Source organism: Paenibacillus curdlanolyticus YK9 (assembly GCF_000179615.1).
Lineage (GTDB): Bacteria > Bacillota > Bacilli > Paenibacillales > Paenibacillaceae > Paenibacillus_T > Paenibacillus_T curdlanolyticus.
Genome location: NZ_AEDD01000006.1, coordinates 1 through 18,881, shown reverse-complemented (window position 1 = coordinate 18,881; position 18,881 = coordinate 1). Strand labels below are relative to the sequence as shown.

At 53.4% G+C, this 18,881-nt stretch carries 17 protein-coding genes, 1 pseudogene and 1 riboswitch; of the genes and pseudogenes, 13 read left to right on the top strand and 5 right to left on the bottom strand.

The window, feature by feature from the left end:
• Positions 1 to 18: 18 nt before the first annotated feature.
• Positions 19 to 1,254 carry an NAD(P)/FAD-dependent oxidoreductase gene (locus PAECUDRAFT_RS12305; RefSeq protein WP_006038430.1) on the bottom strand — a complete coding sequence of 412 codons (1,236 nt, stop codon included), beginning with the start codon at positions 1,252 to 1,254 and terminating at the stop codon, positions 19 to 21.
• Positions 1,255 to 1,410: 156 nt separating this feature from the next.
• Between PAECUDRAFT_RS12305 and PAECUDRAFT_RS12300 the strand changes: the two genes are divergently transcribed.
• Positions 1,411 to 2,481, top strand: a complete 1,071-nt coding sequence (locus tag PAECUDRAFT_RS12300; RefSeq protein WP_006038429.1) for an asparaginase — start codon at positions 1,411 to 1,413, stop codon at positions 2,479 to 2,481.
• On the opposite strand, the gene PAECUDRAFT_RS12295 is transcribed toward PAECUDRAFT_RS12300, so the two are convergent.
• Positions 2,472 to 3,341 carry an AraC family transcriptional regulator gene (locus PAECUDRAFT_RS12295; RefSeq protein WP_006038428.1) on the bottom strand — a complete coding sequence of 290 codons (870 nt, stop codon included), beginning with the start codon at positions 3,339 to 3,341 and terminating at the stop codon, positions 2,472 to 2,474. The genes PAECUDRAFT_RS12300 and PAECUDRAFT_RS12295 overlap by 10 nt on opposite strands.
• Before the next feature lie 203 nt (positions 3,342 to 3,544).
• Here PAECUDRAFT_RS12295 and PAECUDRAFT_RS12290 point away from each other — a divergent pair, with 203 nt between their 5' ends.
• From PAECUDRAFT_RS12290 to PAECUDRAFT_RS12275, 4 genes are all read left to right on the top strand, one after another.
• The gene (locus tag PAECUDRAFT_RS12290) at positions 3,545 to 4,717 is read left to right on the top strand and encodes a galactokinase (protein ID WP_006038427.1); all 1,173 of its coding nucleotides are present in this window, start codon (positions 3,545 to 3,547) and stop codon (positions 4,715 to 4,717) included.
• Between the two features lie 36 nt (positions 4,718 to 4,753).
• On the top strand, positions 4,754 to 5,743 hold the full coding sequence (gene galE, locus PAECUDRAFT_RS12285) for a UDP-glucose 4-epimerase GalE (RefSeq protein ID WP_006038426.1): 990 nt from the start codon (positions 4,754 to 4,756) through the stop codon (positions 5,741 to 5,743).
• Positions 5,744 to 5,773: 30 nt separating this feature from the next.
• Positions 5,774 to 7,357 carry a UDP-glucose--hexose-1-phosphate uridylyltransferase gene (locus tag PAECUDRAFT_RS12280; RefSeq protein ID WP_006038425.1) on the top strand — a complete coding sequence of 528 codons (1,584 nt, stop codon included), beginning with the start codon at positions 5,774 to 5,776 and terminating at the stop codon, positions 7,355 to 7,357.
• Positions 7,358 to 7,597: 240 nt separating this feature from the next.
• A complete protein-coding gene (locus PAECUDRAFT_RS12275; RefSeq protein ID WP_006038424.1) occupies positions 7,598 to 8,065 on the top strand; it encodes a hypothetical protein in 468 nt (155 codons plus the stop codon).
• Between the two features lie 94 nt (positions 8,066 to 8,159).
• Here PAECUDRAFT_RS12275 and PAECUDRAFT_RS12270 read toward each other — a convergent pair whose 3' ends face one another.
• Entirely contained in the window at positions 8,160 to 8,384 is a 225-nt protein-coding gene (locus PAECUDRAFT_RS12270; RefSeq protein WP_006038423.1) for a DUF1128 domain-containing protein, read from the bottom strand.
• A 163-nt stretch (positions 8,385 to 8,547) separates the two neighbouring features.
• Between PAECUDRAFT_RS12270 and yyaC the strand changes: the two genes are divergently transcribed.
• The 7 genes from yyaC (at position 8,548) to PAECUDRAFT_RS24660 (ending at position 15,880) form a co-directional block, all read left to right on the top strand.
• Positions 8,548 to 9,138: a spore protease YyaC gene (gene yyaC, locus PAECUDRAFT_RS12265; RefSeq protein WP_006038422.1), complete on the top strand. Its 591-nt coding sequence runs from the start codon at positions 8,548 to 8,550 to the stop codon at positions 9,136 to 9,138.
• Positions 9,135 to 9,965, top strand: a complete 831-nt coding sequence (locus PAECUDRAFT_RS12260) for an alpha/beta fold hydrolase (RefSeq protein ID WP_006038421.1) — start codon at positions 9,135 to 9,137, stop codon at positions 9,963 to 9,965. The genes yyaC and PAECUDRAFT_RS12260 overlap by 4 nt, the downstream gene beginning before the upstream one ends.
• 40 nt (positions 9,966 to 10,005) lie before the next feature.
• Positions 10,006 to 10,719, top strand: coding sequence for a DUF6483 family protein (locus tag PAECUDRAFT_RS24665; protein WP_006038420.1), 714 nt, complete (start codon positions 10,006 to 10,008; stop codon positions 10,717 to 10,719).
• A gap of 37 nt (positions 10,720 to 10,756) precedes the next feature.
• The gene (locus PAECUDRAFT_RS12250) at positions 10,757 to 11,926 is read left to right on the top strand and encodes a class I SAM-dependent methyltransferase (protein WP_006038419.1); all 1,170 of its coding nucleotides are present in this window, start codon (positions 10,757 to 10,759) and stop codon (positions 11,924 to 11,926) included.
• Positions 11,923 to 13,683 (top strand): histidine kinase N-terminal 7TM domain-containing diguanylate cyclase, encoded by a 1,761-nt coding sequence (locus tag PAECUDRAFT_RS12245; protein WP_006038418.1) that lies wholly within the window; start codon positions 11,923 to 11,925, stop codon positions 13,681 to 13,683. Before PAECUDRAFT_RS12250 ends, PAECUDRAFT_RS12245 begins: the two co-directional genes overlap by 4 nt.
• Before the next feature lie 107 nt (positions 13,684 to 13,790).
• Positions 13,791 to 14,873, top strand: coding sequence for an HD-GYP domain-containing protein (locus PAECUDRAFT_RS12240; RefSeq protein WP_006038417.1), 1,083 nt, complete (start codon positions 13,791 to 13,793; stop codon positions 14,871 to 14,873).
• Positions 14,874 to 14,897: 24 nt separating this feature from the next.
• Positions 14,898 to 14,992: riboswitch (cyclic di-GMP riboswitch) on the top strand.
• A gap of 93 nt (positions 14,993 to 15,085) precedes the next feature.
• A complete protein-coding gene (locus tag PAECUDRAFT_RS24660) occupies positions 15,086 to 15,880 on the top strand; it encodes a PilZ domain-containing protein (protein ID WP_006038416.1) in 795 nt (264 codons plus the stop codon).
• 15 nt (positions 15,881 to 15,895) lie between these two features.
• Here PAECUDRAFT_RS24660 and PAECUDRAFT_RS12230 read toward each other — a convergent pair whose 3' ends face one another.
• Both PAECUDRAFT_RS12230 and PAECUDRAFT_RS12225 read right to left on the bottom strand, forming a co-directional pair.
• Positions 15,896 to 17,140, bottom strand: coding sequence for an ABC transporter permease (locus PAECUDRAFT_RS12230; RefSeq protein ID WP_006038415.1), 1,245 nt, complete (start codon positions 17,138 to 17,140; stop codon positions 15,896 to 15,898).
• Complete coding sequence (locus PAECUDRAFT_RS12225) at positions 17,140 to 17,874, bottom strand: ABC transporter ATP-binding protein (RefSeq protein WP_006038414.1); 735 nt, start codon at positions 17,872 to 17,874, stop codon at positions 17,140 to 17,142. The genes PAECUDRAFT_RS12230 and PAECUDRAFT_RS12225 overlap by 1 nt, the downstream gene beginning before the upstream one ends.
• Positions 17,875 to 18,044: 170 nt before the next feature.
• Here PAECUDRAFT_RS12225 and PAECUDRAFT_RS25515 point away from each other — a divergent pair.
• Positions 18,045 to 18,881 (top strand): annotated as a pseudogene (locus tag PAECUDRAFT_RS25515) (hypothetical protein); the annotation flags it as partial.

The window sequence follows — 18,881 nt, the reverse complement described above, 5'->3', positions numbered from 1 at the left end:
CGCCTGGAGCTGATTGATTCATGTTAAAGCCTGCAAAGATGGCCGGTCCAATCGAACGATGTCTGCAAGCGGAGGCTGCTCTCCCTTGATCAGATCGCGAAGCAAATGAGCTGCGATAAGGCTATACACAATGCCATTGCCGCCGTAGCCGAGGCAGTAATAGACATTTTCTCTTGTCGGATCTTTGCCTATGAAGGGCAGGTTGTCGCGAGACTCGCCGAACGTTGCGCACCAAGCATAGTCAATTGGCGCATCCAGTGTAGGGAATAGCGCGAGCAGCTGTTTGTAGAGTCGGTCAGTCAGCTTTTGGCGCTCCGCATCGTTTTGTAGAAGGGAGAACCCTCTCTGATCTAATCCGCCCGCAATAACGCGATTATTACTTTCCGTGCGGAGGTAAAGGTAAGGCCGGGCTGTTTCCCAAATCATTAATCGTTCATGCCATACATCAAGTGAAGTCGGTTGAGGGGCGGTGACGATTGCAAAGCTGTGACTTAGTGTTGCTTTGACTAGCTGTCCTCGCAATTCCTCCGGTTCATACCCGACTGCAAAAATAACATGCTTGGCCCGAAGTTCGCCTCCCTCGGCCGTAGACAGATAGTGGATCCCATCTTTGACAAGATGCTGTTCGATATTGGTTTGTTCGTAAATCGTCAGCCCTTCCTGCGCAGCAGCGTCTGCCAGAGCGTGCACAAGCTGGTAGGGGTTGATTTCCGCATCGCCTCTGGTGACAATGGCCCCGTCTTTGGCAAATGGAAAATGGGACCGTATCATCGCGGACGTCCACCAGTCTACATCGAACCCATGCTTGCGCAGCAGCTCGAATTCCCGTCTGAGCTTAGGCAAATCCAGCTCGGTGCTTGCCAGGTACAAACTAGGTCGCCACTTGAACTCGAATTTGATGCGACTCGCCAGATGAGCTAATTGCTCTACGGCAAGCTTGCAGGCTGTATAAAAGGCAACGGCATGCTGCTCACCAATTTGCTCCGCTAGCTCGCACAGCATAATATCGTTCGAAAACTGGATGAGCCCCGTGCTCGCGCACGAGCTGCCTGACGCGATTTCCTCTCGCTCGACGACTGCTGTTCGAATGCCGCTGTTTGCAAGCTCATAGCCGCATATAGAGCCGGACATGCCCCCTCCAACAATGACGACATCAAATTCTGCGCTTTGTTGGCCTAGCGGCGGATAGGTTCGAGCGGAGCGAAGCGTTGTTGGCCAGTATAGAGAGCCTGCATATAACGTTTTTTTGGTCATCGGCTGATCACTCCTGCTTGGTAGGATATCCAATTTGAAGCATCCAATGCGATCTGGGATGCAGATTCGCATTGTCCTTTGAAGGCGCTGGCGGAATATAATAAAGATGATGATGGAAACGTACGTGTAGGCAGGTAATTGCAGAGGAGGCGGCATATGCAAGGGGAACGGTCAGCACAATTTACGGCGAATGAAATAGGGGGAATCCCGCTTGCCATAATGCTTCGAGGCGGACAGGTAGAAAATGTGCATAACGGGCATATTGCAGTTGTTGACTCAGATGGGCGGCTTGTCGCAGGCGTCGGCTCGCCTGATGTCCTGACCTTTATGCGGTCGACGGCGAAGCCTTTGCAGGCGATACCGATCCTTCGGGCTGGCGTAATCGACGCTTATGGGCTGACGAATGAAGCGATCGCGATGCTGACCGCTTCTCATCGGGGAGAGCCGGCGCATCTAGCAGCGCTGCTGACGATGCTTAGGCAGACGGGAGTAAAGGAAGAACAGCTCGTGTTTCACGCCGGACTGCCGCTCGATGGGGACGCGAGAGACGAATGGATCAAGCAGGGCGGGCCGCCGCGCAAGCTGTTCCACAATTGCGCCGGGAAGCATATCGGATTGCTGGCTGCCTGCCAGCTTAACGATTGGCCGATGACAGGGTATGCAGAGCCGGATCATCCAATCCAGCAAGAAATCAAGCAGTGGATTAGTTTTGCTGCGGACGTGCCGGTTAGCTCGTTGTCGGGTGGGTTCGATGGCTGCGGACTTCCCGTCTACGCTATTCCGCTGCGCAAGCTAGCGCTTGTCTATGCGCGCCTGGCAGCGCCTCCGACAGGCTGGGAGGATACGACGCGAGCAATAATAGAACGGATTACAAGCAGCATGAACGAGCGCCCGGAGCTGGTGGAGGGTACGGGACGGCTCGCCAGCTTGCTGCTATCGGGTCCCCAGGCGATTGCCAAGAGCGGAGCGCAAGGCGTTTTTGCAGTGGGACTAAGGCAAGAGCGGCTAGGCTTGATTGTAAAAGTGTCAGATGGGACCGAGCCCGCTTGGCCAATTATTGTATCGGAGGCGCTGAAACAGCTTGCCGCAATGGGCATCATCGATCAGAAAGCATCGCAAACGCTCAGCGGGCGAATCGATGCTGCGTTTGCACAGGAGCTTCGCAATGATGCAGGGCGAATCATCGGCAAACGGGAAGCGGTGTTCCAGCTTGATTCTTACGTATGATGATCGCCGAACAGCATATCATGGCGATAGGCGGAGGGCGCTTGCGCATAGAACCGCTTGAATTGCTTGGAGAAGTAGAGAGCGTCCGGTATCCCTACGGAGTTGGCAATTTGCTCGACGGTCAGATCAGGGCGTTCCCGCAGCAGCTGGCGCGCTTTATCAATTCGCAGCCTCAACAAGAATGCAACCGGCGTCATGCCGGTTTTTTGTTTGAATACACGGGACAAGTAAGCGCGATTATAGCCGAGCGACTCAGCCATTTGCTCGATAGAAACAGGGACTGCATATTGGGTTGATAGGTAATGCGTCACTTGGCGGACAAGCGTGTCGCCATCGCCGCCTGTACGGATCGGCCGTGCTTCGATTCCGGAGAGCGCGCTGCTGAACGCGGCAAAGAGAAGATGCAAATAGCCTGTAGCAAGCATGGCTGCTTGCGGCCCTCCTTCCTGCAGCGATAGGAATACGCGGCGGAAAAGCACGCCGATGCGCGGGTTAGCTTCAATATGCGAAACGTGATGCGAGGGGTCAAATCCGCAGCCCGCAAGCAGCTTGGCTGCTTCTTCGCCCTCGAAAGCGATCCATCGATAGCGCCAAGGGTCCGCCTCGTTCGAAGCGTAGCTAATTAACCGTTCCGGTTCAATGAGGAAGACGCTCCCTGCTCGCAGCGGGTAATGCGTCTCCCCATCGGTGAAGGTGCCAGTGCCGGATAGCACATAATGCATCAAATAATAGTCATATACCTTCGGACCAAGGCGATGCCCCGGCTTCGTCTGGCTCTCGCCCGCGAACAGCACATGTAGGGAGCGGCTTCGCTGCGCAGCGAGATTAGAGGCCACCGCATAGGAAAAGGGATGTTTCATGCTAGCGTTCACCTGGCTTTCTGGCAGTTTGGTCGAATCAAGGTCTTTCAATATTGTAGCATGGGTTAATCATTCGATTTTATAAAAAGTCACATAAATCCATATGAAGGGCACATCTCGCCATTTTCGAAGGACGAGATAATCATTATACTGAAGGCAAGATAAAGCTTCTTCAAACATGAGCAAAGGATTGTGATCATCACATGGCTGATATTCAATCGTTGAAACAACAATTCGTTCAACGCTATGGAGGATCCGAGGAAGGCATTCGCGTCTTCCATGCTCCAGGGCGGGTTAATCTAATTGGCGAGCATACCGACTATAACGGCGGTTACGTATTTCCGGCCGCGCTGACGTTCGGCACGACGGTGCTTCTGCGTCCTCGCCAAGACGGGAAGCTGGCGCTTGCATCGACAAATTTTGAACTGCGCGGCGAGCTGTCGTTGGACGCGATTGCGTTTAAGCAAGAGGATGATTGGATGAATTATCCCAAAGGGATCGTACGCGAGCTGCAGAATCGCGGCGTAAGCCTTGGGGACGGATTTGAACTTCTGTATCACGGTGAGATTCCGAACGGGGCAGGCCTATCTTCTTCCGCTTCCATTGAAGTCGCTACTGCTTATGCTTTGCTGAAAGCGGTTGGCGGGCCGACAGATACCGTTGAAATCGCGAAGCTTTCGCAAAAATCGGAAAATGAATTCAACGGCGTGCAATGCGGCATTATGGACCAATTTGCCGTTGCTAACGGACGCAAGGATCATGCGATTCTCCTCATGTGCGATACGCTTGAATATGACCTAGTGCCTTTCCAATCCGGATCATATAAACTAGTAATTGGCAACACGAACAAGCGCCGAGGCTTGGTAGACTCCGCTTATAACGAACGCCGCAGCCAATGCGAGCAAGCGGTAGCCGACCTTCGTGCGGCATTTCCATCCTTGCAGCTGCTCGGACAGATCAATTTGGAGCAGTTTAATGCGAATGCGCATCTCATCAAAGACGAGACGGTATGCCGCCGTGCGCGCCACGTCATCGAAGAGATCGATCGCGTGCTTCGCTCGATCGAGGTGCTGAAGGCGGATGATCTTGTATCCTTCGGAAAGCTGATGAACGGCTCTCATGCTTCGCTGCGCGATTTGTATGAGGTAACAGGCGCTGAGCTGGATGCTATGGTGGCGGCAGCACAAGGGGTAGAGGGCGTGCTTGGTTCGCGAATGACAGGCGCAGGCTTCGGCGGCTGCACGGTTTCTCTCGTCCATGAGGATGCGATCGAGCGCTTCAAGGACGAAGTCGGACGGCAATATACCGAAGCGACGGGCTTGATTGCAGACTTCTATGTATGCAGCATCGGCAACGGGGTGGAGGAGCTAGCTTAATAGTGAAATAGATTTGTCCAAAGGGAGAGGAAAACAATGGCAGTATTAGTGACTGGCGGAGCTGGCTATATCGGCTCGCATACCGTTGCAGCGCTCCATGAGCGCGGGGAAGAGATCGTCATCGTCGATAATTTACAGCAAGGGCATCGCGACGCGATTCTAGGCGGCAAGCTGTATGTCGGCGATCTTCGCGACGAAGCGTTTCTGGATCATGTATTCAGCGAAAATGAGATCGATTCGGTCATTCACTTTGCTGCAAACTCGCTTGTGGGCGAGAGCATGACGAATCCGGGCAAATATTATCATAACAACGTGTACGGCACGCTATGCTTGCTGGAAGCAATGAATAAACATGGCGTAAAGCGCATCGTGTTCTCGTCGACGGCTGCAACCTATGGCGAGCCGGAACGAGTGCCTATTGCCGAGAGCGACCGTACGATGCCGACGAATACTTACGGCGAGACGAAGCTTGCTATGGAAAAAATGATGAAATGGTTCGATACCGCTCATGGCATCCGCTATGTTTCCCTTCGTTACTTCAATGCGGCTGGCGCGCATGAAAGCGGCAAAATCGGCGAGGATCACAGCCCTGAGACGCACTTGGTTCCGATCGTGCTGCAAGCTGCGCTGGGACAACGCTCGCATATTTCCGTTTTTGGCGAAGATTACTCGACAGAGGACGGCACGTGCGTGCGCGACTATGTCCACGTCAGCGATCTTGCGGATGCCCATATTCTCGCTGTGGACCGTTTGCGCCGTGAAGAAGCAAGCGCGATTTACAATCTGGGCAGCGGCCAAGGCTTCTCGGTCAAACAAGTGATCGACATTGCGCGTGCCGTTACGGAGCGGGATATCCCGGTCGTCTATGAAGCGCGCCGTTCCGGCGATCCTGCGGTACTCATCGCATCGTCGGAACGCGCACGCCAAGAACTGGGCTGGGAGCCCAAACGCGACAAGCTTGAAGACATCATTCGCAGCGCATGGCAATGGCACTTGGCGAACCCGCAGGGCTACGCCAAAGCCTAATCGGATAAAGCAGGAAAGGAAGCGACACCTATGACTGAACAACATCAGATCGACGCCGAGCAAGCGGCGCTGCTCATCGAGAGGCTTGTCCAATTCTCGCGCCAGCGCGGCATGGTGGAGCCAATGGATGAATCTTACGTACGGAATCTACTGCTGGACCTGTTCCGCTTCAATGCGCCGCATGAAGGAGCGATACCGGTCGAGCAGTTGGACAGCCCGATTTCGGTGCTGGAGCCGCTGCTAGATTACGCGGTGCAGCAAGGGCTGATTCCGGATGAAACGACGACGCAGCGCGATCTGTTCGATGCTCGTCTGATGGGCCTTCTCGTGGCGCGTCCTTCGGCAATAATCGCGCAATTCGACCAGACGGAGAAGAATGAAGGAATCGAAGCTGCGACGAAGCAATTTTACCAGCTTAACATGGATTCGAATTACATTCAGATGGGTCGCATTCGCAAAAATCAATATTGGCTGCATCAAACGTCATACGGCAATCTGGAAATTACGATTAATCTCTCTAAGCCGGAGAAGGACCCGAAAGAGATCGCACTGCTTAAGACAATGCAACCGAGCCATTATCCGAAATGCCTGCTATGCGAATCGAATGTCGGATATGCGGGGCGCGCAGATCATCCCGGCCGTCAAAACCTACGCGTATTGCCGCTCACGCTGCAAGGCGAGCAATGGCACTTCCAATACTCGCCATATGTGTATTACAACGAGCACAGCATCGTTTTTAAGGGCGAGCATTCGCCAATGCGCATCTCGCATGCTACGTTCGTGCGCTTGCTCGATTTCATTGACCGGATGCCGCATTATTTCATCGGCTCCAATGCAGACCTGCCGATCGTAGGCGGCTCGATTTTGAACCATGACCACTTCCAGGCAGGGCGGCATACGTTCCCGATGGAGGAGGCGCCGGTAGAAGCGGCATTCACGGATGTAAAATCGCCTGGCGTACGATTTGGAATCGTGCGCTGGCCATTATCGGTTATTCGTGTCATTGGCAAGGATCGCGATGCGGTATTGGCTTCTGCTAATCGTATCCTTGACGCATGGCGGGAATACTCCGATGCGGCTGCAGACATTTATGCATACAGCGACGCAGCCGATGGCGGGCGCATTCCGCATAATACGATCACGCCGATCGCGCGATTGCGTGGCGGCGAGTACGAGCTCGATCTCGTGCTTCGCAACAATCGGACAAGCGAAGCGCATCCCGACGGCATTTTCCATCCGCATCAAGAGCTTCATCACATCAAGAAGGAAAACATCGGCTTGATCGAGGTCATGGGATTGGCGGTATTGCCTGGGCGCCTTAAAGCCGAGCTTGATGCAATCGCGGCTTATTTGACTGGCCAGCGAGTATGGACGGGAGCAGAGGCGAAGGATGAACAATTCGCGCTTCGCCAGCACGCAAGCTGGATAGAAGATTTGCTAACGCGGTATGGCAATCATTTGAGCAGCGAGGAAGCGGCCGATGCGCTCCGGAAGGAGACTGGTGATAAGTTTCATGCCGTCCTCCAGGATGCTGGGGTGTACAAAACAACGGATGCCGGTCGTAAATCATTCCGCCAATTCTTTGAATCGCTCGGAATGCAGATGCAAACCTAATTTTTAAAAAAAAGCAGCTTTTATTTCTCAAAAAGAGAATAAAAGCTGCTTTTTTTGTTTAAATGGATATGAAAAGCACAGATCGGCACGAATTTTGTCTGAAAGTTTTCAAACACGAGAGTTGGCATTGTGCAAAAAATTATGGTATTATTTTATAGAAATCATAAATAATTAATGGATAATATCTAATGATTATTTAGTACAAACATGATAGCTTAATCGAAGGATGGAGGGTGTATTATGTCAAACGCAATCATTCCACTAGATGATTTCTTGCAATTGGAAACCGAGGAACAGGTGGAAAAGCTCAAACGATGGAAAATGGATTACACACTGAAGGATATTCGCGACGCATGGGGTTTCAAGCATTCCGCGCAATATTACATGCTGCTCAAGAAATTGCGGATTTACGAGCGCGTTGTTAATAAATCGGATAAGTTCTTCCCAGGCGAAGCCGTTTCCCAGCACACATACGGCGGCGAACGGTTCGCGGCTCCTGCTTATGCGGCAGCTAAGCAGCCGGGGGACCATTTCTCCTATCATCTGAATGTGACGCTTAGCGGCAATGAGCTGGCAGAGAAGCTTGAGCGCGCTGCCCAATTCCTTAAAGGGGAAAATAAGCAGGTGACGGTGAAGCTTGCCATCGAGACGATTGCAGTGGTGGAAACGCCGGAGCAGTCGGAAGAGAAGGTAGCTGAGCAAGCCTAAAAACAAACAAAACCGAGGACATTCGACATGCCTCGGTTTTGTTTGTTTTATATACTGTCGAATTATACATATTAATGTTATTTAATGTAAATTTCTAAGAATTCCTCAATTTTCCTAGCTCGGAAACGAGCGCTTCGACCTCCGAGATGCTGAACGATGGCTTCGAAACGACAACGTCGTAGAGGTCTTTAATATCCTCATAGCGAGCGAGATCAAAGTGTGTCGATTGCATAGCTGCGGCGGTCGCCATTTTCAACTTCGATTTGATTGTGTCAATCATATACTCGACGTTTTCCAAGGTTGCTTCATTTAAATTCATAAGAATCCCCCTTCTTTCAAATTGCTTAGCGATGTGATGTATTGTATCATGCTTGCGCCCGCATCGCCATGATCGCTGTAGGATGAGCCCTCTGTTCATTGCTGATCGTATTGAAATCAAGTATCATGGACTAGACAGATGAGAAGGAACGGGAAGCGGTACGATGGGATTGCGCAGAAGGCGGCAACAGGTAAAGCCAGTTGAGAAGAAAGTGTCTGTGACGGTTGATGCACAAGGGATTCAAACGTTTTTGTCGGGGGTTGCAGCGAAGCGGCAACAGGGCGCGTCCATACGGTTTGTATGTATTGGTACGGACCAATCGACTGGGGATGCCTTCGGGCCTCTGGTCGGCTCGATGCTGAAGGAGTATGGTTGGGCGGATGTTATTGGCACGTTGGATCGACCGCTCGATGCTAAGCAAATTGCAGTACAGCAAATCTCCCCGCGAGAGGGAACGATTACGATCACAATCGACGCTTGCCTGGGAAAGGCAGATTCAGTCGGCAAGTATGCAGTAAGCGAAGGGCCGCTTCGTCCGGGAGAGGGTGTCGGGCTCAAGCTGGACCCGATTGGCGATTATGCGATCGCAGGAGTCGTAAACGAGCTTGGCCCGAAGCCGTATCGAACGTTGCAGGCGACCTCTCTCTATTTGGTCATGGAGATGGCGAGAGAGGCTGCGGGTGCAATCGATCGAGCGCTTCGCTGCCAAGCGGATGGGGACTCATTGGCGAATCATAAGGAGGAGCTAAGATGAACATGGTTTCTATTGCGGATAAATCGATTGTGCTGCGGAATGGATCGGTAACGCTGGCTTATAAGGATACGATGCCTCAGGGCAATGCGGATACCGTCGTTGTATTGCTGCATGGATTTTGCGGAAGCTCGGCTTATTGGGAAACGCTGCTGCCGCTGCTGGAACGGCCGGGCCGCCGCATTATCGCCCCTGATCATCGCGGTCATGGACGCTCGTCGGCGCCGTCGGACGCCATCTATACAATGGAGCAATTCGCTGAGGATGCTGCTGCGTTGGTCGAAGAGCTTGGATTAGGGCCAATCATTCTGCTGGGCCATTCCTTAGGCGGCTATGCGACGCTTGCATTCGCTGAACGGCATCCAGACAAGCTTCGCTCGTTTGGCATTATCCATTCAACGGCATTTCCTGATAGCGAAGCGGCCCGCGATAACCGCGATCGAGCTGTAGCTGCCATTCGCGAGCAAGGGATTGGCCCGTTCGTGGAAGGGCTTGTTCCGAAGCTGTTCGCTTCTCGCGAGGATGGCTCCAATGAAGTGCTCATTCAAGAAGCGATCGCAATTGGCCGCGGGACAACAGCGGCAGGCGCTATCGCGGCATCGTTAGGCATGAAGGAGCGGCCAGACCGGACTGCGATTCTTGAATCTTCGACCAAGCCTGTCTTATTGGTAGCGGGACAGCAGGATGGCGTTATTCCGCCAGAACGGACGTTTACGACGAGCCGAGCAGGCGTGAAGCAAGTATTGTTGGAGCAGGCAGGGCATATGGGGATGATAGAGACGCCGGAGGAGCTTGCTGCCGCGTTGAATGATTTTATAGAAGGAAAATAAGGCCGAACGAGCTTGACACCACTTCATGGGGAGAGATTCTATGCTGCAGCGTGACTACATGATGCGTATGATTGCCGGAATGACGGAAGCGTTGGGTCAGATGATGGGGCTAAGGCGCCAACAAAAGCATGAAGAAGCGTTGTCTTTGTCAGGCGATTTGCTTGAGAAGCTGCTTCGAATCAGGCCAGAGCTTGCACGGAGGCTGTCGGCTGAAGATTTGATCGACATGCTGGGGCAGCGCGGGACAGCAGATCCTGACGATATCCGAGCGTTAGGCCTGCTAATGGGCGCAGAAGCGGACACGCTGGATGAGCTTGGCCGCGGGGCGGAAGCGAACGTGCTGCGAGGCAAAGCGCTGCACATGCATCTGGCAGCGGAGATTGAGGAGCAGGCTCATGAGCATGCGCTCGCTGAGGAGCTTCACGCATCCGGCGGCGCCGACCGTATTATCGGCGAGCATACGAAGCAGGAACGTGCGGACGAAGCAGCGCCGCTGTTAGCCAAGCTGGCAGGCGTCAGGCTGCCTGCACGGACAGGGAAGCTGGCAGCGGAAGCGTATGAACGGCGTGGCAGATACGACAAAGCAGAGGATTTGTGGTATGCCATGCTGGAGGACGGAGATGCGCGCGTGGAAGAGGCGGCGGCTTTTTACGAACGGCTTGCACAGCGGAGCGATGAACAGCTAATCGCAGGCGGGCTGCCGCGCGATGAGGTTGAGCTAGGTGCTGCAGGGCTTGAACGAATGAAGGAGTGAAATTGACGTACTTATGGAACAATGGCGGTTGGATTTCATGCAATGGGTAGAAGAAGGCGCCGTATTGCAAGCGACATTTAGTCAGCTTCGCCGCAAGGATGGCGACGCTCCCTCGCGAACGACGGTCCGGCCTATTCGGCTGAAGGATCAATTGTATTATCAATTTGAATATCATTATGCCAATAAGGCGATGCATGAGAATGTGCCGCAGGATGAGGCAGGGGCGCGGATGGCGGATTGGCTTGAAGGCCAGTATCGCCAAGCGCTTGTTAAGACGAGGGATGCTGACTATCAGCTCCTATTCAGCAAGAAGGGGAAGGCGGCTGTCCTCCGCAAGCCGGCGACGGGCGCGGTCGTGGAAGCAAGCGAGCATAATCGCCGCAAAAATCGCGTAATTGCAGAGGGCGCGCCGGCGCCGTTCCTTGTCGAGCTCGGCATTATGACAGCCGAAGGCAAAGTGAAGGATAGCCGGATGGACAAGTATCGCCAAATCAATCGGTTTCTAGAGATGGTTAGCGACGTACTGCCGCATTTGCCGCAGAATCGCCCGATTACCGTTATCGATTTCGGTTGCGGTAAATCGTATTTGACCTTCGCGCTTTACCATTTGCTTGCAGTGGAGAAAGGCTATGATCTGAATGTGATCGGTTTGGACCTGAAAGCGGATGTCATCGCATTCTGCCAGTCGCTTGCAGATAAGCTGGGCTATGACCGCTTGCGGTTTATGGTCGGCGATATTGCCCAATATGACGAATCGGCATCGGCCGATATGGTTGTCACGCTGCATGCTTGCGATACGGCGACGGATGCAGCTTTGGCGAAAGCCGTTGGATGGGGAGCGAAAGTTATTCTGTCGGTGCCTTGCTGCCAGCACGAGCTCTTCCGCCAAATCGAGAATGAGGCGCTTAAGCCGCTGCTCGGGCACGGTTTGTTGAAGGAACGGTTCGCGGCGCTGGCGACGGATGCGGCTCGAGGCTCACTATTGGAATCGGTAGGCTATAAGGTTCAGATGCTGGAGTTTATTGATCCTGAGCATACGCCAAAAAATCTGTTGATAAGGGCTGTCGCAGCCAATTTGTCGGAAGCTGCTAGGCTTCGCAAATGGGAGGAGTATGTTCGCTACCGCGATATGCTGTCGGTCGAGCCTTATTTGGAAAAGGCGCTTGCGGAGCGGCTACCACTACCGGAGCGCGCGGGTGAACGATGATGTACGGCATCTGGATTGAATTCATTGACTATTTAATCCTGTTGGCGTTGTTCATTCTCGTATTCATTCGCGGCTCGTTTACTGCGCTGCATCGTATTTATTTGCTGTTCCACCTGTTCATGCTGAATTGGCCTTTGGGGCAGACCGTTCTCTATATGGCGGAGACGCCGGAATACCGGCTGTATATTTTGAAAATCATGTATATTTGCCTGTCCATGCTTGGGTTTGGCTGGTATGTGTTTTCTGTTTTTTTAACGGGACGTTCGTATATTTTGACAAAAAAGCATTTGCCTCTGGCGGTGCTTCCATCCTTATTGACGGCTGCGATCATTGTGTGGAATCCGAATGGCATGTTTGTAGAGGGAACTGGGGCAAGACTGATGGAGTCGCGTTACGGGCCGCTCTTCTGGCTGCTCGTTGTCGTGCTGCTTGGTTACATGGCACGGGCAATCCAGCTGATGCTGCGTACCCTTCGCGATCCGGAATGCACGCCTCACTTGCGCAAACAGGTGCAGATGGCGCAGCGCGGATTAATTTTATTTGTCATGTTCGGCGTTGCCGATATTACAATTAACGTTATTTTTCGATCGAATGGAATGGTTGTCCCAGGACTGCTTTCGATGGGGATGACGCTTAGCGGGCTTTATTTTGTTATAGCGATTCGACGCAATCGCTTGTTCGATCTGATCGAAATTGCCCAGCAGGATGTTATTAATTCGATGACGACCGGCATTGTCGTGATGAACGATGAAGGCATTGTGGCGGATATTAACCGTGCAATGCGGCCAATCGTGCCGTTTCGTGTCGGAGATCGGTTCGACATGCGCGCGATGCTGCGCTCCATGCGTGCTGTAGCCGAACAGACTGAACTGTTTATTGAATGGCATGAGGCCAAGGCGCAGGAACGTCTCGAAATCGAAGTTCTTGTCCCCGCCTCTGGACAGGCCAGACGCCATGTCGTCATCGTGTCGGCGCCGATTGAAGCGAAGAAGCATCAATCAACCGGACGTGTTATTACGGTTCAAGATGTAACCGATTACCGTATGCTGCTGGAGGCGACGAGAAGGCAGAATGAGACGCTGCAAATTCAGAATAAAGAGCTCCTAATGATGCAGGAGGAGTTGTCGACCGCGAACCGGAAGCTGGAACAAATGGCGGTGACGGATGGATTGACCGGCTGCTTTAACCGCAGATATTTGATGGGCAAGATTGAGAGCGAGCTGCCGAAGCTTGCTGAGCATCACGCCTCCTTTGCGATCATGCTGTTCGATATTGATTTGTTCAAAAAGGTGAATGACACGTTCGGGCATTTGGCTGGCGATGCGGTTCTTGTTCGAACGGCTCAGAAAATTCAAGAGCTCATCGGTCCGCACGACATACTCGCCCGATATGGAGGGGAGGAGTTTACAGTCTTCATGCCCAACGTCACCAGCGAGCATGCAGCTAATATGGCAGAGAAGATACGCGATGAAATCGCCCGTAACGAAGTGGTCATAAGCGAGCAGCATCTGGTCGGAAGTCATCATAAAAGCGAGCCGATGTCAACCCTTGCGCTATTGAACGGGAAGAAGCTAGCGGTTACGGTGAGCATGGGTGTTGTTGTCGAACATAAGCTCAAGCCTTCGAAAATGATGGATCCTGCGAACTATCTGCGCCAGCTGTTGGCGGTCGCGGATGAAGCGCTTTATGAAGCGAAGAATGCCGGCCGCAACCAAGTCATATGCCGTGAAGCGAAGTGGGAGGCCGACGAGGCGTAAAGCTCGAAATCCGCATAAGAGATAGCGTAGTCAGCTACTAGCTAGTCATGGTACAATTATTAATGCGATCAATTATTTTGCGGCAGCTAAAGGCGGGAATTACGTAAATGAGAAAGGTAAGCATCCAGCAGATTAAGCCTGGCAACAAGCTGGCCAAGCCCATCCTACAAGAGAATGGGAACGTCCTCCTCGGTGCAGGTGTCGAGTTGAACGAACGGTTTATTGAACGGCTGCGATCGCTTGGCATAGATATGCTGTTTGTGGAGGATGAATTCACCGAAGATCTCGAACCGCCAGAGGCGATTCAGGAAGCTACAAGACAGAAAGCGGTCAATGCGATCTACCAGACGACAGCGAATCTGAAGGACCAATCATTCATGAGGGGACGGACGGTCGCTCCAGAGATGGGACGGACGCTGAAGCAAGTTTTCGGCGAAATCATGAATGATGTGATTGTGCGTGACGATGTCATGGTTAACCTGACGAACATCCATGTAACGGATGCTTACTTGTACCAGCATGCGGTGAATGTAGCGATTTTGTCGGGCATTATTGGTATAGCCAAAGGGTTTAACCGCCAGCAGCTAGAGGAGCTTGGCATTGGTGCTTTGCTGTTCGATATTGGTATGACCAAAGTGCCTGCTGAGCTGATTAATAAGGATGGCCCGTTAACGCCGGCTGAGAAAGCTTTGGTTGAACGGCATACGACCGAAGGCTTCGATATTTTGCGCAAGCAGCATGACATCTCCTTGCTTTCGGCTCACTGCGCGCTTCAGCATCATGAACGCTTCGATGGCTCAGGCTATCCGCGGGGATTGAAGCAAGACGAAATTCATCTTTATGCGCAGATCGTCGGCATTGCAGACGTATATGATGCGTTGACATCGCCAAGACCGCATCGGAAGCGGCATACGCCTTCGGAAGCGATTGAGTTTTTGTTCGCATCCGGCAGCACGTATTTTGATTATGAGCTCGTTAAGCTGTTCTGCAAGCATATTTCCGTCTATCCGGTTGCGACAACGGTGCTGCTGAACACCGGACAGATCGGCGTTGTTTCTGCGAACAATTCGCTGGCTGTACATCGACCGACCGTTCGGATCGTTGAAGAAGCGGATGGCAGCAGGCCGTCGAGCGTATATGAGATTGACCTGAAGAATGAGGTAAGCATACTCATTGTGAAGGAGTTATAAACGAACTTCATAGCACGTTTGATCGAACGATAATGGCAAACTTGCTGAAAAGCAAGGACGCAAAGCCATAGGGCCTAATCGCCGCCGTAGACGGGGCATTTGGCAGCCTGGTTACCGAATTCGCTCTCTTGCACATGCTCGGAGCGGCTTCTTTAATGATGCGGCTTTTTTCTTTTTTACTGGACCAGCTATCAAGGGAGGAGCGTGTTGTATTGTCAACGAAAGAGATGATCTCGCCGAAAGCGCTTGTTCATAGCCGGACCGTTGTGGAGAAGCATGATTACGTGACGACGGGAATTTCGATTTTTGTAGAGGGGGATCTGCTGGGAATCGAATTGAATGAGTATAAACGGTTTGAACTGGGCGATGCGGTTCAGATGACGTTTTATTCGCCAGTTGGGATTCATCGGCTGCAGTCTACCGTTATCGGCAAGGACGAAGGCTCGATTGCCGTTATTTTCCCGCCTCGCGCCTTTCAGTTCGTCGAGAAGCGTGAAAGCCCGCGCGTCGAGGTGACGGCGACAGGCAATCTCCGATTGCAGCAGGAGGAGGAGGAAGAGTTCCTCTTGCTGCAAGCCCAGCAGCAGGCTCATCCGGAGTGGAATCATATCAAATCACCAGATGAGCTTGATGATGAGGAGCTGCTCGCGCATTTGCATGAACTGAATGAGCAGCATGATGAGCGAACGGATAAGCTGCAAATTTCACTCCGTAATATTAGTTTATCTGGCGTAGGCTTTGTGTTGGAGCAATCCTCAATGCGCTTGTCTGTCGGCGATACGGTTGAAGCCGAGCTGCAGGTCGGTTTAGACGGGGCGATCCGGTGTGACCTCATCATCGTAAGGCGAGAGCTTCAGCCCGACGGCTTTTACTATGGGGCGAGAATCGATGGCGTAGGCGAAAAGCAGCATCGTGCGCTTCGCGCGTTCATCTTGCGCGAGCAAGTAGGCCTTTTCTACCACAATCGAAATAAGCAGATGAAAAACAAAAGCCGCTCAAGTGATTGAGCGGCTTTTCTATGCTTATAAATCGCGGCGAAGCGCGCGAAGCACGTCAATTCCAGTGGCGCGTGCTGCAGGACGCAGACCAGAGAGTATAGCTACGCCAGCGCTAATGAGGATGCTGAGCGCGGTCAATGTCCACGGAATGTAGCTGAAGACGAACCCGTCTGGCACGTTGGCGTCCAGCGATGCTTTTACGATCGGTGGCACGATGACATTGACGAGCGTACTAAGGACATAAGCGACAACTGTACCGATGATAGCGCCGAATACGCCGATTCCGAAGCTCTCTAGCAGGAAGACGCTCCGAATGGTTTTTGGATGGGCCCCGATCGCTTTCATAATTCCGATATCGGGTGCGCGCTCGGTGACGGCCATCGTCATCGTGTTGTAAATACCGATCGAAGCGATGAGCACGGCAATGGTTCCGACGAAAATAAGTCCGATTTTCATAATTAAGAAAACGACATCAATCTGCTTCAGCTCATCTGCTACGGAGTAGACGAGGAACTGCTCCGCGCGAAGCGCTTTGGACACCTTCGTTATTTTATTCGCAGAGGTTGCGTAGACCGAAACCTCTGAAGGCCGCAGGTCCGAGAGGAGCGCTGGAGACTGGAGTGCTGTTCGATCAGTCATGAAGGTCGAGTCCTGCATACCTTCCCGAACAGGCTTCTCGAGCACGCCGACGATTTTCATCTCGTGTATCTCCGTTTGGTCAGCGCTCTTGCCATCAGGAGAAGGCATTGTGAACGTGGTCGAAACGACCGTGTTGACTAGCGGCCCCGTGTAGGGCTGCCCGTCTTTATCTTTCAATTGGCTGGCAAAATGATAGCCGACCACAGCCTCATCCGGCGCTTGCGGCAGTCGTCCCTCTGACAAAGGCAGTCCTGCCTTCGCTTCCTCGGCCATATCCGCGATGCGAATCCCGCCATCTCCAGCGTAACCATCCTTAAGCTCCCAATGGCCGTTCAGCCCGTAACGGACGGTAACCGCCTTTACGTGGTCCGGCTTATGCAAAACCGCCAGATCCTCGGTCGTGATCGAACGGGTCTGATCGCCTGCGCCTCTGCCGGCAACCTCGATCTGGGTCACTTTGCGGCCGTGTAGCGCTTCCTCGACGATGCTTTTTTGTAATCCGAATGCAACGGAAGCGATCATGATGAGAAAGGTACAGCCCATCGCGGTCGCCAAGACGGTCATTGCGATGCGCGATTTGTTTTTGCCCATATTTTGACGGACAAAACGAATACGGTCTTTCGTTTTCATTACACGGTCACCTCCGAATCGATTGCAGAGGAACCTTGCGACTGCCGTCCGTTGATCGTTTCCGTTAGCAGCCCGTCTTCCATCCGAACGGTGCGATGCCCGATGGAAGCGACATGCTCATCATGCGTAATGATCAGGAACGTAATTTGCTCCTCTACGTTGAGCTGCTGGAGCGTTGTAAGAAACTGCCGTTCATTCTCCGAATCCAAGCTGCCGGTAGGCTCGTCTGCGAAGACGATGCTTGGCCGAAGCGCGAGCGCGCGGGCAATGCCGACGCGCTGCTGCTGGCCGCCAGACAGCTCGCCAGGATAATGCTGCGCATAATCCGTCAGTCCGAATCGTTCGAACAGCTGCAGCGTGCGCTCACGGCGTTCCATCTCCCCGACACCATCCAATACCAACGGGAGCTCCGCATTTTCGTATGCGGTCATGCTCGGTATGAGCTGGAAGCTTTGGAATACAACGCCGATCCGCGACCGCCGAAAATTAGCCCAGTCGCCTTCGCTAAACTTCGTCGTGTCCTGCCCGTCAATGATGACCCGGCCCCCGGTTGGCCGAATAAAGCCGCAAGCTGCGTGGAGCAGCGTAGATTTGCCTGAACCGCTTCGCCCGACCAGCGTGACGATCTCGCCAGCGTTCACCTGCAAGTTTATACCTCTCAGAACGGGAACCGTCCGCTCGCCTCCCTTTTTACCCAACTGGTACACGTGGGAGATTTGCTCTAATCGAATCATGCCATAGACCTCCTAATTCCATTCACTTGTTGATAGTAACGAGCAGGGGAGGAAGAAAGTTTCAGATGCACTAGAAGCAGCAGCTGCTTGTCGTGATTAGCTGCTAGTTTGGGAGGGGAGGAGCGGGGGCATACTCGTAGCAGGGAAAACGGCGGAAAGGCGTGATTTTGATGCCAAAGCTGCATGCGGGGTCAAGCCGTTGGCAGCCTCAAGCTTTTGTGGCGATGAGCTCGCTATCGGCGATAGCGGTAGGGACGGCAACCTCCCTGATTTTGTCGGGGATGTATGCGCGCAACGAGGCGGTCGCTGCTTCTATGCTGCTTGTATGCCTGACGGGTCTCTTATCGGTTTTTATAAAAGATTATGATCATCGCGAAACGGCAGCAAGGGTGCAATGGTGTTTGTTCGGGCTTGCAGGGCTGAGCCTTGCCGCGCTGCGGCTCGGCGGCACGTTAAGCGAATCAGCTACCGCAGCTGAATGCGTGCGGTGGCTTGGAGTTGCCGCGCTTGCGCGGCTGCTGCTGCATTCGGCAAGAGCGGGGCGAGGTCAATTCTCCAGCGTCGTACTCTTCACAGCCTGCGCGCTTTTAGGGCTGGCCACCGTAATCGGCTGGAGCGGGGGAGTGCCTGTTCCGTCAGGCTTCGTTTTTCATTCGACGGATATTCGCTTATCGGCCGTTGGGACGCGGCTCGCTGGCTTTGTCCAATATCCGAATGTACAGGGCGCTTGGTCGGCTGCTCTGCTGCTTTGGCTTGCAGCTGACCAGACCGAGGAACGCAGCGACCGCCGGCTGCGCTCCTCGCTATGCGCCTGCCTCGCAGCGCCGCTCCTGCTCGCGCTTCTGCTCGCCGAGTCGCGCGGCGCAGCGCTCGCTTGCGCAGCAGGCTTCGCGCTCGGCGCGCTGCTGCTGCGCGGCCGCCGGCTCGCGCTCTGGCTCGCCAGCGCAGGCTGGCTAAGCGCCATTGCAGCGCTCGCCTACCGGCTCGCTGCTGCGCCCGGCGGCTAT

Coding starts and splice junctions, on each gene's coding strand:
- PAECUDRAFT_RS12305 (WP_006038430.1), bottom strand. CDS start 1,254: ATGACCAAAAAAACGTTATATGCAGGCTCTCTATACTGGCCAACAACG.
- PAECUDRAFT_RS12300 (WP_006038429.1), top strand. CDS start 1,411: ATGCAAGGGGAACGGTCAGCACAATTTACGGCGAATGAAATAGGGGGA.
- PAECUDRAFT_RS12295 (WP_006038428.1), bottom strand. CDS start 3,341: ATGAAACATCCCTTTTCCTATGCGGTGGCCTCTAATCTCGCTGCGCAG.
- PAECUDRAFT_RS12290 (WP_006038427.1), top strand. CDS start 3,545: ATGGCTGATATTCAATCGTTGAAACAACAATTCGTTCAACGCTATGGA.
- galE (WP_006038426.1), top strand. CDS start 4,754: ATGGCAGTATTAGTGACTGGCGGAGCTGGCTATATCGGCTCGCATACC.
- PAECUDRAFT_RS12280 (WP_006038425.1), top strand. CDS start 5,774: ATGACTGAACAACATCAGATCGACGCCGAGCAAGCGGCGCTGCTCATC.
- PAECUDRAFT_RS12275 (WP_006038424.1), top strand. CDS start 7,598: ATGTCAAACGCAATCATTCCACTAGATGATTTCTTGCAATTGGAAACC.
- PAECUDRAFT_RS12270 (WP_006038423.1), bottom strand. CDS start 8,384: ATGAATTTAAATGAAGCAACCTTGGAAAACGTCGAGTATATGATTGAC.
- yyaC (WP_006038422.1), top strand. CDS start 8,548: ATGGGATTGCGCAGAAGGCGGCAACAGGTAAAGCCAGTTGAGAAGAAA.
- PAECUDRAFT_RS12260 (WP_006038421.1), top strand. CDS start 9,135: ATGAACATGGTTTCTATTGCGGATAAATCGATTGTGCTGCGGAATGGA.
- PAECUDRAFT_RS24665 (WP_006038420.1), top strand. CDS start 10,006: ATGCTGCAGCGTGACTACATGATGCGTATGATTGCCGGAATGACGGAA.
- PAECUDRAFT_RS12250 (WP_006038419.1), top strand. CDS start 10,757: ATGCAATGGGTAGAAGAAGGCGCCGTATTGCAAGCGACATTTAGTCAG.
- PAECUDRAFT_RS12245 (WP_006038418.1), top strand. CDS start 11,923: ATGATGTACGGCATCTGGATTGAATTCATTGACTATTTAATCCTGTTG.
- PAECUDRAFT_RS12240 (WP_006038417.1), top strand. CDS start 13,791: ATGAGAAAGGTAAGCATCCAGCAGATTAAGCCTGGCAACAAGCTGGCC.
- PAECUDRAFT_RS12230 (WP_006038415.1), bottom strand. CDS start 17,140: ATGAAAACGAAAGACCGTATTCGTTTTGTCCGTCAAAATATGGGCAAA.
- PAECUDRAFT_RS12225 (WP_006038414.1), bottom strand. CDS start 17,874: ATGATTCGATTAGAGCAAATCTCCCACGTGTACCAGTTGGGTAAAAAG.